This is a genomic window from Bradyrhizobium sp. USDA 223 (genome assembly GCF_044909005.1).
GTDB classification, from domain to species: domain Bacteria; phylum Pseudomonadota; class Alphaproteobacteria; order Rhizobiales; family Xanthobacteraceae; genus Bradyrhizobium; species Bradyrhizobium yuanmingense.
On sequence record NZ_JBIYDR010000001.1, the window covers coordinates 5519344 to 5536993 of the forward strand.

15 protein-coding genes are annotated in these 17650 nt (G+C 65.5%); 7 read left to right on the plus strand and 8 right to left on the minus strand.

The annotated features are described in order from the left end of the window. Window positions 1-80: 80 nt before the first annotated feature. From ABIA40_RS25615 to ABIA40_RS25630, 4 genes are all read right to left on the minus strand, one after another. Window positions 81-3386, minus strand: a complete 3306-nt coding sequence (locus ABIA40_RS25615; protein ID WP_271541378.1) for a carboxyl transferase domain-containing protein — start codon at window positions 3384-3386, stop codon at window positions 81-83. An 8-nt stretch (window positions 3387-3394) separates the two neighbouring features. After that, a complete protein-coding gene (locus tag ABIA40_RS25620) occupies window positions 3395-5116 on the minus strand; it encodes an AMP-binding protein (RefSeq protein WP_271541376.1) in 1722 nt (573 codons plus the stop codon). Window positions 5117-5263: 147 nt separating this feature from the next. After that, window positions 5264-5935, minus strand: coding sequence for an aspartate/glutamate racemase family protein (locus tag ABIA40_RS25625; RefSeq protein WP_271541375.1), 672 nt, complete (start codon window positions 5933-5935; stop codon window positions 5264-5266). 12 nt (window positions 5936-5947) lie between these two features. Further along, window positions 5948-7630, minus strand: a complete 1683-nt coding sequence (locus tag ABIA40_RS25630; RefSeq protein ID WP_157285001.1) for a methyl-accepting chemotaxis protein — start codon at window positions 7628-7630, stop codon at window positions 5948-5950. A gap of 293 nt (window positions 7631-7923) precedes the next feature. Here ABIA40_RS25630 and ABIA40_RS25635 point away from each other — a divergent pair, with 293 nt between their 5' ends. Then, window positions 7924-8424 carry a hypothetical protein gene (locus tag ABIA40_RS25635; protein ID WP_157285002.1) on the plus strand — a complete coding sequence of 167 codons (501 nt, stop codon included), beginning with the start codon at window positions 7924-7926 and terminating at the stop codon, window positions 8422-8424. 14 nt (window positions 8425-8438) lie between these two features. Beyond that, window positions 8439-8906: a hypothetical protein gene (locus ABIA40_RS25640; protein ID WP_271541371.1), complete on the plus strand. Its 468-nt coding sequence runs from the start codon at window positions 8439-8441 to the stop codon at window positions 8904-8906. Between the two features lie 3 nt (window positions 8907-8909). Here ABIA40_RS25640 and ABIA40_RS25645 read toward each other — a convergent pair whose 3' ends face one another. Further along, entirely contained in the window at window positions 8910-9509 is a 600-nt protein-coding gene (locus ABIA40_RS25645; protein ID WP_404543814.1) for a TetR/AcrR family transcriptional regulator, read from the minus strand. A gap of 159 nt (window positions 9510-9668) precedes the next feature. On the opposite strand from ABIA40_RS25645, the gene ABIA40_RS25650 reads away from it, so the two are divergent. Then, window positions 9669-10046: a tautomerase family protein gene (locus ABIA40_RS25650; protein WP_109145972.1), complete on the plus strand. Its 378-nt coding sequence runs from the start codon at window positions 9669-9671 to the stop codon at window positions 10044-10046. Between the two features lie 37 nt (window positions 10047-10083). Here ABIA40_RS25650 and ABIA40_RS25655 read toward each other — a convergent pair whose 3' ends face one another. The 3 genes from ABIA40_RS25655 to ABIA40_RS25665 form a co-directional block, all read right to left on the minus strand. After that, window positions 10084-10953, minus strand: coding sequence for a DUF1989 domain-containing protein (locus tag ABIA40_RS25655; protein ID WP_271541368.1), 870 nt, complete (start codon window positions 10951-10953; stop codon window positions 10084-10086). A 76-nt stretch (window positions 10954-11029) separates the two neighbouring features. Further along, a complete protein-coding gene (locus ABIA40_RS25660) occupies window positions 11030-11959 on the minus strand; it encodes a GTP-binding protein (protein ID WP_271541366.1) in 930 nt (309 codons plus the stop codon). A gap of 3 nt (window positions 11960-11962) precedes the next feature. Continuing rightward, window positions 11963-13453, minus strand: coding sequence for an amidohydrolase family protein (locus ABIA40_RS25665; RefSeq protein WP_404543817.1), 1491 nt, complete (start codon window positions 13451-13453; stop codon window positions 11963-11965). A gap of 358 nt (window positions 13454-13811) precedes the next feature. Between ABIA40_RS25665 and ABIA40_RS25670 the strand changes: the two genes are divergently transcribed. The 4 genes from ABIA40_RS25670 (at window position 13812) to ABIA40_RS25685 (ending at window position 17458) form a co-directional block, all read left to right on the plus strand. Continuing rightward, entirely contained in the window at window positions 13812-14969 is a 1158-nt protein-coding gene (locus tag ABIA40_RS25670; RefSeq protein ID WP_404543819.1) for a hypothetical protein, read from the plus strand. Between the two features lie 191 nt (window positions 14970-15160). Then, the gene (locus ABIA40_RS25675) at window positions 15161-16186 is read left to right on the plus strand and encodes an alpha/beta hydrolase (RefSeq protein WP_404543821.1); all 1026 of its coding nucleotides are present in this window, start codon (window positions 15161-15163) and stop codon (window positions 16184-16186) included. A 195-nt stretch (window positions 16187-16381) separates the two neighbouring features. Beyond that, complete coding sequence (locus ABIA40_RS25680) at window positions 16382-16852, plus strand: aminoacyl-tRNA deacylase (RefSeq protein WP_036009608.1); 471 nt, start codon at window positions 16382-16384, stop codon at window positions 16850-16852. Between the two features lie 186 nt (window positions 16853-17038). Then, window positions 17039-17458: a CBS domain-containing protein gene (locus ABIA40_RS25685; protein WP_275509187.1), complete on the plus strand. Its 420-nt coding sequence runs from the start codon at window positions 17039-17041 to the stop codon at window positions 17456-17458. The last annotated feature ends 192 nt before the right edge of the window (window positions 17459-17650 follow it).

A 17650-nucleotide genomic window follows, 5' to 3' on the forward strand; every position in this document is an offset into this window, starting at 1 on the left:
GAACGTGGATGCCCGGGACGAGCCCGGGCATGACGGCGTTGATATGGATTTGCCTCAAGCACCGGGTTGCTGCACCGCCCTCACCACGTGTCGATGCACGGCCGCTTCTTCTTCGTCCTCGGCTCGGGCTTCGGCACCGTGCGCAAGCCCGCCATGATCCAGCGCCGCGTCTCGGCCGGGTCGATGACGTTGTCGATCTCGAACACGGAGGCGATCGAGACCGCTTTGCCGTTGGCATAGAGCTCGGCGACCTTGTTGCGGTAATAGGTCTCGCGTTGCTCGGGGTCGGCGATCGCCTCCATCTCCTTGCGGAAGCCGAGGCGGACGTAGCCTTCCAGGCCCATGCCGCCGAACTCGCCGGTCGGCCAGGCCGCGGTGAAGAAGGAGGCATGGAAGCCGCCGCCGATCATCGATTGCGCGCCGAGACCGTAGCCCTTGCGCAGCACGATGCCGAACAGCGGCACGGTGAGGCTGGCGCCGGTCACGAACATGCGCGAGACGTGGCGCACGATCGCGGTCTTCTCCGCCTCCGGGCCGACCATGAAGCCAGGTGTGTCGCACAGCGAGACAACAGGCAGATCGAAGGCGTCGCAGAGCTGGAGGAAACGCGCGGCCTTGTCGCCGGCGTCGGCATCGATGGCGCCGCCGAGATGGCGCGGATTGTTGGCAATCAGGCCGAACGGCTTGCCTTCGATTCGGACCAGCGCCGTGATCATGCCGACGCCGTAGTCGCGGCGCAGCTCCAGAACGGAATCCCTGTCGGCGACGAGGTCGATCACGCTGCGGATGTCGTAGACACGCAGGCGGTTCTCGGGGATGGCGCGGCGGAGCAGGCGCTGGTCGGCGGCCTCCCACGCCGTCACTGCGCCCTGGAAATAGGACAGATACTTTTGCGCGACGCGGGTCGCTTCCTCCTCGTCCTCGACCAGGATGTCGATGACGCCGTTCGGCGACTGGAATGATACGGGGCCGACCTCGGCCGGATGATAGACACCGAGGCCACCGCCCTCGATCATGGCAGGACCGCCCATGCCGATCGAAGCGTTCTTGGTGGCGATGATGACGTCGCAGCAGCCGAGCATCGCGGCGTTGCCGGCGAAGCAATAGCCGGAAACGACGCCGACGACAGGCACGAGGCCCGAGAGCCGCGCGAACTGCACGAAGGACGGGCCGTCGAGGCCGGTCATGCCGAGCCGGTCGGTATCGCCGGGCCGGCCGCCACCGCCTTCGGCGTAGAACACCAGCGGCACGCGCCAGTCTTCCGCCAGCGTCAGCATGCGGTCTATCTTCTTGTGGTTCATGTGGCCCTGCGTGCCCGCGAGCACGGTGTAGTCATAGGCGACGACGATGCAACGCGCGCCTTCAGGCCCGAACTTCTCGGCATTGACCGTGGCGACGCCCATGACGAGGCCGTCGGCCGGCGTGTTCTTGATGAGATCGTCGAGCTTGCGACGGCGGCGCTGCGCCGCGATCGCGAGACTGCCGTACTCCATGAACGAGCCGTCGTCGACGAGCTGGGCGACGTTCTCGCGCGCGGTGCGCTGGTTGGTGTTGCGCCGCCGCTCGACTGCAGCGGGGCGGTTCTCGTCGAGCGTGTTCGCCTGGCGCGCAATCAGCTCGGCGAGATCGGGGCGGATATGGTCGAGATCGACATCGGCTTCCGCCGTCGTGCTGTCGGCGGCGACGTCGAGCGGCTCGAGATAGAGGATCGGCTCGCCATGCATCAGCGTGACGCCGTCGCCGGCGATGAGCTTCATCACCCGGCCGCCCTGCTCGGCCATGACGAGGTGCTCCATCTTCATGGACTCGATCACGGCGAGCTGCTGGCCCGGGCGGACGATCTCGCCCTCCGTCACCTGGATGGTGACGATGGTTCCTTGCAGCGGCGCCGCGACCATCACCGTGCCTTCGGGTACGGCTGGCGCGACGTGCACCTCCGCGCCGTGACCGGCGCCGCACTCGGACGCGGCGAAGTAAAGCGGCTTGGCGGCGCCATCCGATGCTTCCACGAGCCTGGCGATGTTGCGGTCGATGAAATCAGTCGCGATACGGTTGGTCCTGAAATCGGGATGCGCGAGCACCGCCTGAAGGAAAGCAATGTTGGTGACGACACCGTCGATCCGGAACTCGCGCAAGCTGCGCGAGGCTTTCGCGACCACATCATGCCAAGCCTCGCTCCGCGTGTGCACGATCACCTTCGCCAGCAGTGAGTCGAAGGAGGCGCTGGTCTTGTAGCCGGCATAGCCAAAGCTATCGACGCGGACGCCGGGCCCCGACGGCGGCTCGAACACGGCTAGGACGCCACCGGTCGGATGCGTGGCGCCTGACACGTCCAGCGTCTCCATGTTGACGCGAAGCTGCATGGCATGGCCGCGCGGCTTCGGGATCGATGCCTGCGCAAGACCGAGCGAGCTTAATGTGCTGCCTGCGGCGACCACGAGCTGGGCGCGGACGAGATCGACGCCGAGCACCTCTTCCGTGACGGTGTGCTCGACCTGGAGCCGCGGGTTGGCCTCGATGAAGGCGAAGCTGTCCTCGGCGGTTCCGTCGACCAGAAACTCGAACGTGCCGAGATTGTCGTAAGACGCAGCACCCGCCAGCTGCTTTGCCGCCTCAATGATGCGGCCGCGCAGGGCATCGCTCAATGACGGGCTCGGCGCCACCTCGATCAGCTTCTGGTGCCGGCGCTGGATGGTGCATTCGCGTTCCCAGAGATGGGAGATCGCACCATGGCGGTCGCCGATGATCTGGACCTCGATGTGGCGCGCCTGCCGGATCAGCCGCTCGGCATAGACGCCCTCGAAGCCGAACGCCGCCTTGGCCTCGGATTGGCAGCGCGCATAGGCTTCCGAAAGATCGGACGCGTTCTCCACCACGCGCATGCCACGGCCGCCACCGCCCGCCATCGCCTTGATCACGATCGCAGCGCTGCTGCCGAGCGAGGTAAAGAATGCCGTGATCTCCTCGAGGCTCGACGGCCCGCTGGTGCCGGCAATGATCGGCACGCCGCAGCGTTTCGCCAGCTGACGTGCCGCAACCTTGTCGCCGAACAGCTCGAGCGCAGCGGGTTTCGGCCCGACGAAGGTGATTCCGGCGTCGGCGCAGGCTTTCGCGAAGGCCGCGTTCTCGCTGAGGAAACCGTAGCCGGGATGCACGGCATCGCACGCCGCGCTCTTCGCCGCCATCACCACGGCGTCGACGTCGAGATAGGCCCGTGCGCCGCGGCCGGGGATCTCGATCGCCTCGTCCGCAACGCGCACGTGCAGCGACAACGCATCGTCGGCAGGATGGATCGCGACCGTCGCAATGCCGGCATCGGCCGCCGCGCGTGCGATGCGGATGGCGATCTCGCCGCGATTGGCGATCAGGAGCTTCTTGAACGACATCGTCTCTCTCACTGGACGGCAGGAGGATTTGGATTGAGGTCCTGCTTCCTGACCTTGCCCGTTGCCGTCAACGGCAGCCCATCGATAATGCAGACTTCCGGAACCTTGTAGACGGCCATGCGCTCGGCGCACCAGGCGCGCAGTTCTTGTTCTGAGACCGTGCCGATCGCTTCCGGCTTGAGCTGGATGTAAGCGACCGGCACCTGGCCCTTGTCCGGATCATCACGGCCGACCACGCCCGAGCCCAGCACCTTCGGATGCTGCCCCAGCAACGCCTCGATCTCCGGCGGAAACACGCTCATGCCCTTGACCTTCAGCATCTCCTTGCGCCGGCCGAGGAAGTGCAGAAAACCGTCCTCGTCGATGGTGCCGATATCCCCGGTGCGCAACCAGCCGTCGACGAGCGATTCCGCCGTCGCCTCGGGCTTGTTCCAGTAACTCTTGAGCAGCGACGGCGTACGCACGCGGATCTCGCCTTCGGCTCCCAGCGGCAGCAGCGCACCGGTCTCGAAATCGGTGATCTTGAACTCGGCGCCGGGGACCGGCAGGCCGACGAAGATCGGCTGGCTGTTGAGGTCGAAATCCCCGTCCTGAAAGCCAGCGGTGAAAGTATTGGAAGTGTGGGTTTCGGTCATGCCCCAGGCCGCCTCCATCAGGATCGTGCCGGTGAGGTCCTTCCAGCGCCTGCGATAGCCGGCGTTGAGCTTCTTGACGAAGGAGACCACGCGCACTTGTTGCAGCGACGACAGGTCGAACTCGCTCCAGCGCGGATGGTCCATCATCTCGACCGCGCTGTCGACCGGCATCGCCGTCATCGTGACCTTGTACTTGTCGATCGCCGCCATCGCGCCGACAGCGTCCCAGCGCGCGAGCAGAACCAGCGTGCCGCCCGAGAACAGCGGGAAGATCAGACCGGAATTCTCGCCCGCAATCCAGAACTCCGGAAAGAACGACAGGAACACGCTGCTCTCGTCCGAAGGAATCGAGATGCCGTAATTGGCGGCAGCCGTGTAGACCATGTCGCGATGGGTATGCACGCACCCTTTGGGCATGCCGGTGGTGCCGCCGGTGTAGTTGAGCGCAGCGACATCATCGAGGTGAGGCGGCGGCAGCGGGGTCGGTGCGGGCAGTGCCGCGAGCGCCGGCAGGAGATCAGTTGCGCCGGAGACCGCAACGCGCGGCGTGCGGATCGAGTCCGGTGCCGGAAAGGCAGGCGCCGCCGGCACGACATCGGCGAAGCTGGTGACGATGATCTCGCGCAGGCGCACGTCGCCGCGGACCTGATCAACGATAGGCATGAGCTGGTCGAGCGCGACGATCACCTCGGCCTGGGTGTCATTGAGCTGGTAGGACAATTCGAACGCGCGCGACAGCGGGCTGACGGGGGCATGGACCGCGCCGAGCTTCAGGATACCGAAGAACACGACGTGGAATTGCGGACAGTTCGGCAGGAAGACGGCGACGCGATCGCCCTTGCGCACGCCCTTTGCCTGCAACAGCGCCGCAAAGCGATCGCTCTGCCGATCGAGATCGGCATAAGTGGTCACATGCCCGTAGAAGATCACCGCGGGCCGCTCCGGACTCCGCTTCGCCCAGGTGCGCAGATATTCCGTCAAGGGAACTTCGCCGTGCAGATAGTTCGGCGAGCGCGGCAGGCCCTTCGGCCAGGCCTTGTCCCACAGGCCGCGCAAGGTGGCGAGGTAGTCATTCTCGTCCAGGCCCGTGTTCATGACGTCCTTCCCGTGTTGCTTTTCTTTTCGCGAGGGACGCAAGGCAGCATCGCTCGACCTCGTTACACGTCGAGCACCGCAGAGTTGATGTCAAGGAAAACAGTTTTCCGCAGCACGGCCGATGCCGCGGCGCGGAAAAACCAGAGGTTACGCCGCGACGAGACGAGTGATCCGTCGCACGGCAGATGGGATCGGGGCGATGATTGGCGCCGCGAACATCGGCTGAAGCTCGTGGGCCGCTTCACCCAGCGGCCCGCCGCCGATGATGACCGCTTCCGCTCTGTCTCGCACAATGCAGGCCTCAACCGCGCCGGCGAGCGCTGCGCGCAGCTGCGCCGGATCGCGCATCAGCTCTTGCGGATCACCGTCGGCGAAGCGCGTGCCGGTGTAGCTTGCGCGCAAGCCCAGCGTATCAGGCAATGCATCGATCTTCGCTTTCAGCAACGGCGTCGTGGTCGCCACGCCGAACCGGCGACCGTTCCCGGCGGCTTCCAGCATCGCGGATTCGCCGATGCCGACGGCGGGCAGCTTCATCGCCGCCTTGATCCCGGTGAGACCGGGATCACCGAATGCCGACACGATGACGCCGTCGCACTCGCCGCCACGGAGACGCGCGATCTCCTCGACCTCCAGCGCAGCCACTTCCAGCGCGTCCGCCGAGACGATCATCGTGGGCGCACGCGTTGCCGTGGCGCCGACGATATCGAAACCATCGGCGGCAGCGGACCTTGCGATCGCCACCATCATCGTGGTGGTCGCCTCGTTGCTGTTCGGATTGATCAGGAGGATGCGCGCGCGTCGATCGGAGTTTTGGCCCATCCTCCCGCTATACTAAGCCGCCCGCACGCCCGCAACGAAGGCGCTGACCTCGTCCTGCAGCGATTGCAGCTTGTGCGTCAGCCGGCCGCTCGATTGCAGTACAAGGCCGGCGGCCTGTCCGGTCTCGGCCGTCGCATCGGTGACGCCGGAGATGTTGTGCGAGACCTGGTCGGTGCCGGAGGCCGCCTCCTGCACGCTGTGCGCGATCGCCTTCGTCGCGGCGCCCTGCTCCTCGACCGCCGCGGCGATCGACGAGGAGATCTCGTTGACCTCCATGATGGTGGCGCGGATGCTCTCGATGTTGCCGACGACCTGATTGGTCTCGGCCTGGATCGCGGTGATCTGCGCGCCGATCTCGTCGGTCGCCTTCGCGGTCTGGCTCGCCAGCGACTTCACTTCGCTCGCGACCACCGCAAAGCCCTTGCCGGCCTCGCCCGCGCGCGCCGCCTCGATGGTGGCGTTGAGCGCGAGCAGATTGGTCTGCGAGGCGATCTGGTTGATGAGGTCGATGACCTCGCCGATCTTGTGCGCGGCGGCGGCAAGGCCCTGCACGGTGTCGTTGGTGCGCTGGCCGTCGGCGGCGGCCTTGTCGGCCACTGTCGCGGCCTGCGCGACGCGCTGGCTGATCTCGGCGATCGAGGCCGACAATTCGCCCGCGGCGGAGGCCACCGTCTGCACGTTGCTCGAGGCCTGCTGGCACGCGGTGGCGACGAAGCTCGCACGGTCGCTCGCCTTGTTGGCGGTTTCCGACATGCCCTGCGCGGCCTGCTGCATCGCGCGGGCCTCGTCGAAGACGTCGCGGACGACGGCCTGCACGCTCGCCTCGAACTTGCCGGCGAGATCGGTCATGGTCTTGCGCTTCTCCTCGTCGGCCTTCTGCTTCAACTCCTGCTGCTCGGCATGCATCCGGCTCACCGCCGATGCATTGTCCTTGAACACGGCGAGCGCCTTGGCGAGGCCGCCGACCTCGTCGCGGCGGTCGGTGTAGGGCACGTCGAAGGCGCTGTCGCCGGCGGCAAGGCGCTCGGTCAGCGCGGTGATCCGGGCCAGCGGCCGGGTGACGCTGCGGCCGATCAGGAAGGAGGCGCCGAGCACCACGACCAGCACAGCGAGACAAATATAGGCGAAGGTCATCGCGTTCTGGCGGAAGGCGGCATCGACGTCGTCCAGATAGATGCCAGTGCCGATGATCCAGCCCCAGGGCGCAAAGCCCTTCACATAGGAGATTTTCCCGACCGGCTGGTCGAAGCCGGGCTTCGGCCAGAGGTAGCCGTAGAAGCCCGCACCCTGCTTGGTGACGACGTCAACGAAGCCCATGAAGAGCGCATTGCCGGCGGGATCCTTCATCCCGGAGAGATCCTTGCCGTCGAGCTCGGGCCTGATCGGATGCATGACCATCTTGGGGGTCATGTCGTTGATCCAGAAATACTCGACCTTGTCGTAGCGCAGACTCTTGATCTCGGCCATCGCGCCGGCCTGCGCCTGCTCGCGCGAGAGCTTTCCTTCGCTCTCGAGTTTCTGGTAGTGCGCCAGGATGCCGTAGCCAACATCGACCATCTGCTGCGTCTTGGCCTGACGGTCGGCGACCATCTGCGTGCGCAGGGTCGAGAGGGCGACCGGCGCCAACGCGATCATGCCGAGGAGGCTGATGCCGACAATCAGGACCAGCTTGAAACTGATGCGGGAGAAAATCATCGGTGCTCACAGGAATTGGAAGGGCTGATATGCCAGATTATCCCGCGTCTCTTAGCAAAGCTTTAAGCATTCGGGTTCCGACACTCCGAAATTTTGCGGGGAACGTGACCGGCACGCTCGTATGGCCACGAGACAAAGCGAGACCGACCTCACCCGAGATACGAATTCTTCCAATCTAGAACACCTCGACATCGTCTCTCCGCGCGTTGACTTGGAGAGCTCTCTGGCAGAACGATCGGCGCAGATCATCCGCGCCAGCGCTGGCGTGAGCGCAGCCGGAGGCCAGAGGCACAATGCATCGATCGACATACACGAGGCCCGTCGACCTTCCTGCGCTGAGTGCGGCGGAGCGGCTCTTCATCTGGGGATTTCGGGCGAAGGCGCGTAGCGGAAGCGCCGTCCCGACGGCGGCCGATATCCAGCAGGTGTACGACCATTTTCGCGTCGGCGATGCCGTGCTGTCGCTGGATTCCATCATCGAGATCTTTGCCTGCACCGCGCATACCGCGATCGAAGTGCACTGCCCCACCTGTCCGCGCATGTCCGACAGCGAGCGCGGAATCTTGCGCGCGATTGCCGCGGCCCAGCAGGACCGCGTCGATGTCGCGCGCGAGCAGTTCGAGCGCTGGCTGCCGCCGATCGGCGCCGATTGGGCGCTCGCGCCGGTCCTGGGGCTTGCGACGATCTTCCGCATGGCCGGCCTCGTCCTGCCCGACCGGCACGAGCCGCCTGTCGCGCATGACGGAATTTCGGCGATGAAGAGCTGGTTCGTCGGCAGCGCCACGTTGCATTGACGCGATCGTTCAAGATGCGGGCCAGTTGCGATTCTGCGGCGACGTCGGACGCGGGTGAGCGGCTGCTCTGTCCACTCCAAGCCGCGCTTGCGACCCGTCCGGACATCGACAGCTACGATGATTTTTCCCGCCTCGCGCTGGCGCTGCTCCGCTTCATCGGAGCGGCCTATGCGACCGGCGCATCGGATTGCTGGGAAGCGGCCTATCGCTTTGCCGAGGAAGCGCCCGGCATTGCCGACAGTCCGCTGCTGGTCGCGCGCGCGGCCGCGCTCGTCAGGATCCTGCGCAAGGAGCGGCCCTGCGAGCTGTGCTTCATGCCGCCGTCCTGCAGGCGCCTTTCCAAGGACGAGGCGGAATTGATGCGACTGCTGGCGGTCGCGCGCCGCAAGCAGCCGGGCGAGCTCGAATCCACCGTTGGCCAGGTCGTTGACTTCGGCGAGGATGCTGCGACACGCGCGGTCAACGCGCTCGCGCTGTGCTGACACCTATCCGCCATTCCTGCCGAGCACGAGATCGATCGTGTGCGCGGCGATCTTGCGCAATTGGGGCTCGTCCCCGAAGGCACGCTCGAGCACGGCGAGGCCGCGCGTCACGGTGACGATGTGCAGCGCCGCAGCCGCGGGATTGCCGTCGAACTCGCCCCGCGCCGCGCCAGCGGCCAACGTGTCCTGAAGCAGTGCGGTGATGCGCGAGATCAGGTTCGCAAAAGCCTGGCGCGCGTTGTCGTCGAGCCCCTCGCCTTCGGCGCCGCCGAGTTCCATCAGCCCGCGCGTCGTCGGACAGCCGCGCGGCGGCGTGCCCGAGCGGAAATTGGTGATGGTCAGATCGAAGAACGCGGTGAGGCGCTTGCGCAAGGAACCTGCCCCGAGCGCCTTTTGCACCTTGGCGAGATAATCCCCCGCGTAGCGTTCATAGGCCTGCAGGAATAGCGCCTCCTTGCTGCCGAAGGCATTGTAGAGACTCCCGCGCTGGACCGCCGCATCGCGCGCAATGTCGGACAGCGAGGTGCCGCGCACGCCCTTGCGCCAGAACTGGTCGAACGCGATGCGCAGAACCTCGTCATGATCGAACTCGCGCGGTCTCAAGCTTGGCTCCGCAAAATATTTGACATGCCGTCAAGAACATGCTTTCTCGACATCGTGTCAAAAACCGATCGAGATTGATAGTCCGTTTTTTCTCAATTGGCCGAGCCGGCGGCGTTCACATCGCCGTGTCGGCCGGAGCCGCATGCAAAGGGCCGCGTGATGCCTCTCCTCCACATTTCGATGCGCGCTGGTAAGCCGCAAAGCTACCGGCAGGCGATTCTGGACGGACTTTACCGCGCGATGCGCGAGGCCCTGAACGTGCCCGAAGGCGATGCGTTCATGGCCATCACCGAGCATGAGCCGGCCAACTTCCGCTGCGGCAATGCTTACGGCGTCGAGCGCAGCGAAGACGCCCTGCTGATCCAGATCACCGTGTTCGCCTCGCGCACGGCCGAGCAGAAGAAAGCGCTGTATCGCCGGATCGCCGACCTGCTCGGCGAGAACCCGGGGATCAGGCCCGAGGACGTGTTCGTCAACGTGCTCGACGCGCCCAAGGAGAACTGGTCCGTCGGTCACGGCATCGCGCAGTTCGCGTGAGGTGCACGGCGACGGATGGCCAGTCGAGGACTGAGATTCAGCGTCCTGCATGCGCACCGTGGTGACGGTGATAAGCGCTCGGCGAGGGCCAGGTCCAGCCCTTCAGGGCCGTTCGATCCGGCTCGAAGATTTCGATCTTGAGCGGATGGCATGCCGCGGCATCGCTGGAATGGGTTGCGCTGCAGTCTCCACCCGGACAGGCCGACAGCGCGCCGAGCAGGTCGATCTCCGCGAAGAACTCGATGAAGTCGCCGGGGCGGACTGGACTTGCCTTCATGAAATATTGGTGCGTGTCCCCAGTGAAGCCGGTGCACATGAAGACGTTGAGCACGTCGTGGACATCATGCTCCACTGCGGCCGGATCCGCCTTCAATTCGGTGGCGAGGGCGCGGGACAGGTTGGAGTGGCAGCAAAAATCGTAAGCCGTGCCGTTCAGCAGGAGATTTGTGTAGGGATCGCAGCGCGTGCCGATCACATCGTGAATGCCGGCACCGTCCGCGTCGAAGCCGTACCAGCCAAGCGTATCGTGGCTGATGGTCGCCATCGGCCGAAGATAGGGCATATTGCTCCAGAGCCGGTCACCGATGCCGACATGCGTGCCATGGAGCGCCCGCGTCTTGCCGCTGAAGAAGCGCTCGGAGAGATCGTCTGCATTCCAGAGATTGAGGTCGCCGACCTGCGGGCCTTCGATGCTGACGATGCGGAAGAACTGGCCGCGCGCCACGCGAAAGGCACGGGCATCGCGTGGGGGCACGATAAGCTCGTGCGTCTTGACCGCAGCACGGCGGACTATTTCGAGCGCGGCCATGTCCGGCCCGGGCATCGTCCCGACCGGATAGACGATGGCCGGCTTGGCAGCGCGGCGCGAGGCAGCATCAGCGGGGGCGAGTGGGATATTTGGCGGCATAGTTCGGCCTCGGATCGACTCGGCAAGAGGAGAGGTGGTGGCTAATGGCGGAAGCGGTTGACCCTACCCCCTCAGCTCAGCCGCCGGCAACGCACGCCTCCATGACTTCATCGAGCTCCGCCTTCGAGAGAACGCCAAGCTCGGCAATGAAGACGATCCGCGACCGCGCCGCGCCCGGTGCCGGCGCATCGCCTGGCGCGAGCGTCGCGCGGCCGGCGGCGAACTGAAACACCATCGTGCGGCCGGGCTGCTCGATGGTTTCGAACAGGCCCTTGGCGCGCGCCAGCTTCGGCGCAAGGCGGTTGATGGCCTGCTGCAGGCGCGGCAGCGAGACCGGCTTATCCGAGGTCCAGCTCAGTGCCTCGAAGCGCTCCTCCGCCGGCCGTTTCGGTCCCACCTCGCGCGACGCCGGAGAGCGGTCGGCGTCGGCGGGAAACAGCAGCGCGGGCGGAATCTCGCCGTGGTGTGCATCGACCACCACCGCGGGCACGCGCTGGGCGCGGATGGCGTCACGCATCCGCACCCCCGCGCCCGCGCCCGCCAGATCCAGCTTGCTCAATGCCACGATATCGGCGACGCGCAGCTGCGACCGCATCAGCGCGTCGTCCAGAGCCGAAGGCGGTGTCCCTGCGTCCAACACGCAAAGCACCGTCTCCAGCTGCGCCTCGCGCAGAATCACCGGGTCCATCAGGTTGCGCACGATATCGGCGGGATCGGCGACGCCGCTGGTCTCGATGACGATACAATCGGGCTTGGGATCACGCCGCAGCAGCGTCGAAAGCGTGCGGAGCAGATCGCCCTCGAGCGAGCAGCAGATGCAGCCATTGGCAAGGCTGACCACGCCGTCGCTCGCACCCGCGATCAGCTCCGCATCGATGTTGATCGCACCGAAATCGTTGACGACGGCGGCGATCCGCCGCCCCTCCGCATGCGCCAACAGATGATTGACGACCGTGGTCTTGCCGGCCCCCAGAAAGCCGGTCACCAGGAGAATGGGGACCGGCATGGCTCAGCTCTCGACGATTGGGCGCCGCACCGGCCGGCCCGGCCGCGCAGCCACATCGAGAATACCGTCGCTGATCAGCACCTGGCCGCTGACGACCAGATGCCGCACGCCCTCAGAGGGCCGGTTCATCGCCGTGAAAGTCGCTCGGTCCGAAAGCTTCTCGTAGTCGAACACGACGATATCGGCATCCGCGTCCTTCGCCAGCCGGCCCTTGGCGCGCATCGCCGGCGTGCTCTGCGAGAGGATCTCCGCCGGGATCAGCGCGCATTTGCGCACGCCTTCCAGCAGCGACACGGCCTTGCGCTCGCGGACCCATTCGCGGATGAACTTCGTGAAGCAGCCGGCCGAGCGCGGATGCGAGGTCGCGTCATCCGGCAGCGGCCAGGCATCGCCGGTGTAGGTTGAGCCGTCCGACAGCGTCCACGGCATCGCGTCGGAGGCGATCGCGCCGCCGGGATACAGCACCGACATGTCGAGCAGGTCGCGGTGATGCGCGTTGTTGTCGGTGTCGAGGATGTGCCAGAGCACCAGCGAGGACGGCTCCTCGGCCTGCGCCTTCAAGAGCTCCTCGCGGTCGTGGAAGCGGTAGCCGTCGGTCACGCGCTGCACGGAATCGTAACCGGTGCCGTTGCGCTCGACGAACTCCGGATCACTGAAGAAGGCGGCGGCCAGCACGGTCGAGCCGGTGCCGTAAGGATAAGCCTCGACCGTGATCGGCAGGCCCTGTCCTTGCGCCTTCTCGATCAGCACGCGGCAACGCTCGACATCGGTCTTGCTCGACGAGTTGAAATGGCAGATGTGCATATGCGCGCCGGTAGCGCCGGCATAGCCGATCAGGCGGATATAGGCTTCCACCGCGCTCTCTGGGTCGATGCGCGACATGAAGGCGACATGGGTGAAGGTGGGCACGTCCTGCTTCGCGGCGAGCTGGCACACTGCGGTCAGCTCCTGCACGCCGGCGCCGGGCGCATAGGCGTTGAGGATGCCGATGCCGATGCCGCCCTCGTTGAGACCGCGCCCGAGACGCTCGAGGATGCCCGAGACCTCCGCATCGGTTGCGACGTTGTCCATCCAGCGGCGATCGCGCATGGCGTTGCCGAACGCCTCCAGCGAGCTCTCCGCGTTGGAGCCCGTCATCGCGCCGATGCGGGCGAAGGCCCAGTTGGTGGCGGCACCATAGTTCAGCACACGTCCCTTCCGTGCCTGGCGCTCATACCAGGACGCGACCGGCAGCACGCCGGCCTCGAGATCGAGCGTCGTCGTGACGCCGTCGAACGCCTGCATGCGGTCGGCCGGGATCGACTGGCCATGGGCGTGCAGATCGATGAAGCCGGGCGCCACCACGAGGCCGGTGGCGTCGATCACCCGCTCGGCGTCGCCGAGACCGGTGCCGACGGCGGCAACCTTGCCGTCCACCACCGCCACGTCGCCAACGGCGTCCATCCCGCTCGCGGGATCCACCACCCGGCCGCCAGAGATCACCAAACCGCTCATCTCGTCACTCCGAAAAGCAAATTGCCAAAATCTCCGAAGGCCCGGCAGCAGCTTCGGAGGCGCATCGGCGCGCATAGTGCAGATTTTGAGATCGACGACCACCTCCACTGAAGCCGACGCAGCATGCATATCGCCGCTCAGCCAATGCCCGGATCGCGCTGGCGGATGCAGTCTCGGGTTGCATCCCGGCAAAGGCCACGCTATTGGATGCACGCAATCTTTCTTTCTTGGAGGCGACCATGTCTACGACTGCACGCTTCCCGGGTTCGACGCGCGATATTTGACGCGCCCCTCCCGGGATTGAGTCCCGGATGAGATCACAACGCTCCGTATCAAATCGAATGTGCCGCGGTGCCTCTTGGGCCGCGATCGCGAACCTGTTGTCATGACATCCAATCTCCTGCCGGCCCCTTGTCGGGTGACCGCTCGCTCCGACCTGCTCGAACGCAGGCTTCGGCGGTATCATCCGCATTTCCAGGGTGCCGTACGCACTCTGGCCCTGCAGCACCCGCGCTTGGCCGACCTTGCCGCGAGCTTTCCCGCGCTGCTCTTCGCGCTGGCTGTTCCGCGGACACGGCTCGATCCCGCGCGTGCGATCGCACGCGTGGTCGAGGGCGCTCCCCTCGCGCAAGCCGCCGCAGCTGCCGATCTGCCCCTGTGGCTGCGCAAGCTGCCGCCGGAGGCATTCGCGCGCCCGGTCCCGCGCCTGCCTGACGGTGAGCTGTTCCGCCGGCAGATCGCGAACCACCTTCCGCGCTCACTCAAGCTCGCGCCGTGCTGGCTTCAGCTCATCGCCGAGGCCGCCGAGCTCGCGCATGCGCCGATGACTGTGTGGATCGCGCGCGAGTTCGTCCGCGAGCCGCAGCGTGTGAGGACTGCGCGGTTGCGGTTCATCTGTCTCTGGGCGTGGTTTTCGTCTCAACCGACGACATTGGGGCACGATCTGATCGAGAGGCCGTGGACACCGGACCTGGGGATCGATGCCGCACGTTCGGCCGCAGAGGATTGGCGAACGGTCGTTGCCTTGCACACCAACCTCGGCCGCCTGCCGATCGCCGACATGTGGCTGCGGCCCGGCCGGATGGCAGGCTACGAATTCGTGCCGCTGGATTGCATTGCCGCCATCACCGAAGAGGCAAAGGCGATGCGGAATTGCCTCAGAACCCTTGGCAGCAGCCTCGCACACAATCATTCGCGACTCTGGAGCATCCGGAAAGACGGCGAGCGGATCGCGACGTTACGGATCTCCCGCCGCTACCGTGATCCGCTGCCGAACCTCGTCGAGCTCCAAGGCCCCGGCAATGCTGAAGTATCGCGCGAATTGTGGTGGGTCGCTCGCCAATGGCTGCACAAACACGATCTATCGCAGATCGACATGAGGCAATTTGACTGGGGTACGGCACCGATCGACCGCGAAAGTTGGACATTGCTTTGGCGGCCGTACTGGCTTGCCAAGCGGCGCATCCCGCAATGGCTGCCGGTCGCGCCGTCGCGCACGGCGCTTGAGTTGCTGTGAGCCGGAAATGACGCTCTCTGAGATTGATTGCGGTAACTCGCAGAGCTCCACCCATTCTGCGAGCCGATTGGCCTTCGTTCGGACGCAAAGACAACCCGCCGGGATGCGACTCTGCCGTCTTCTCGCCCCCATTCTCCTTCAGGGAGCTAGCGGGGCGGCGTTACGGTGGGCAAAGTTCCCTGAGGTTCCGTGTGATCGTCCGACGTCTTCTGCAACGCGACTGCCGTCCTTCCGTTTCGCGCCGCGCCGTCCTTGGCGGACTCCTGTCGGCAGGCAGCGCGCTCGCGCTCGGCGGATGCGCGGGCCTCGGTGCGACCGGCGCGCGCTACGACGCCTCGTCGCTCTCCGTTGACCCCACGTTGCTTGTCGTCACCACGCGCAAGCCCGTCAACGGCGCCCGCGCGAAACCCTGGTTCGGGCCGGAGCGCGCCGCGAGCATGACAATCGCACGGGCGAAGCTGACAGCGCCGGATGAGAGCCGACTTTCCCTCGCCTCGGTTGGCCTCGAGGATTGGCGTCTCGACCGGATCGAGCCGGTGCCCGCCGAGGCGGGCGATCTCGCTGCGCAGGCCGGCGGCGGGGACGTGCTGATCTATGTGCACGGCTTCAAGCAGACATTCGAGACGGCGGTGCTGGATGCAGCCCACCTCTCCAATGGGATCAAGTTCCGCGGCCGGACCATGGCGTTCTCCTGGCCTTCCAAGGCAGGACTGTTCGACTACGCCTATGACCGCGACAGCGCGATGTGGTCGCGCGATAATTTCGAGCGCGTGCTCTCGGCGCTGGTGTCGGCACCGGGGGCGGGGCGCGTGCACATCGTCGCTCACAGCATGGGAACCATGCTGACACTCGAAAGCCTGCGCCAGCTCCATGGGCGATACGGCGACACGGTGACGAGCAAGATCGGCGCGGTGGTGTTTGCCGCCCCCGACATCGACATGGACGTGTTCTCGTCGACGATCCAGCGCATCGGCCCACTCGCCGGCAAGATCACGGTGATCGCCTCGACCAACGATCGTGCACTGGCGCTGTCGGGACAGCTCGCCGGCGGCATGACCCGGGTCGGCGCGGCCGAGAAGGCCGCCATCGCTGGGCTCGGCGTGCGCGTGGTCGATGCGTCGGCGGAAGGCTGGGGCATCATCAACCACGATCTGTTCCTGTCGAATACGGAAGTGCAGCGGGTGATCCGTCGCTCGATCGACGGCACGGCCGCGTAGGAGAGCGCCTGCGCCGGCCACGCGAAAAGCCTGCTCCTGCCCACATCCGTTGCGGCTCCCAGGGGAATTGCATTGCAGCTTGCGGATGGAAGACCTATGCTGAGTTTCTAGTCAGGCAGCCGCCCATCGTATGGCGAGAGACTGCAGGATCGGCCTCACGGTGGATGGTTTCCATTCAGCATCGGAGGTGATGCCATGGCCATTGCTCCCACCCTCCAGAAATACCTCGCCGCCGAGAACATCCAGTACGAGGTGATCCCGCACGAACTCAGCATGACGTCCGCCCGAACGGCGCAGGCATGCCATATCTCCGGCGACCGCCTCGCCAAGGGTATCGTGTTGCGGCGCGACGGCGGATACATGCTGGCCGTCTTGCCTGCATCGCATCACCTCCGCCTGTCGGACCTGAGGACAAGCCTCGGCGACAATGTCCACATGGCCAATGAAACCGAGATCAATCGGCTGTTCAGCGACTGTGCTCACGGTGCAGTTCCTGCCGTCGGCAAATGCTACGGATTGGATATCATCGTCGACGACAGCCTCGAGGCACAGCCGGACATCTATATGGAAGCCGGCGATCATGAGACGCTGCTTCACATGGGTCACGCGCAGTTTGCGCGCCTGACGGCCAACGCACCGCACGGCCGCTTCAGCGCGCATGACTGAGGATCCTGTGCGCCGCCCATTGTCCTTGCGGCCCTGGGCGGGAACTCTAGCCGCAAGATCGCCGTCATACCGTTCCGCAGGGTGGCGGCGAGAGTGTCTGCGCTTTGTCTTCTGGTCGGAGTTCGGAGGATGGGGGTGCCGCTGCATTGCATCAACGCACTTGAAACCCACGAACGGAGGCTCACCATGAAAGTCAAAGACGTGATGCACAAGGGTGTCGACTGGGTCAGCCCCGACACGCCAATCACCGAGATTGCCAAACTGATGCGGGCGCATGACATCGGCTGCATTCCGATTGGCGAGGATGACAAGCTGGTCGGAATGGTGACCGACCGCGACATCGTCTGCAAAGGACTCGCGAGCCACAGCTTCGATGCCGGCCGCGCGACGGCACGTGACGTGATGACCGAGGGCATCCATTGCTGCCGCGAGGACGATGACCTCGCCAAGGCGATGCATCATATGGAGAAGCTGCAGGTCCGCAGGCTGCCGGTGATCAACAAGAGCAAGCGGATGGTTGGCATCATCAGCCTGGGTGACATCAGCCATTCCTCATCGGGTGACATGCTCACCGAGACCGTCAGAAGCGTTTCGGCGCATCACTGAAGTTACCGCCAAAACGTATGGCCACGGCTCCTCTCGCGATCCCCCCGAATAGGGTTGGGGGGGGAGCCCGAGGCATGCGCTCGTGGTGCAACCGTCGCGCGGCGCAGAAGCGACGACGCGATGCGGCTCATTTTGCGCCGGAGTGAATGCAAGTTGCGCCGGAATGGATGCAGGGCCCGTTCACTCGATCAC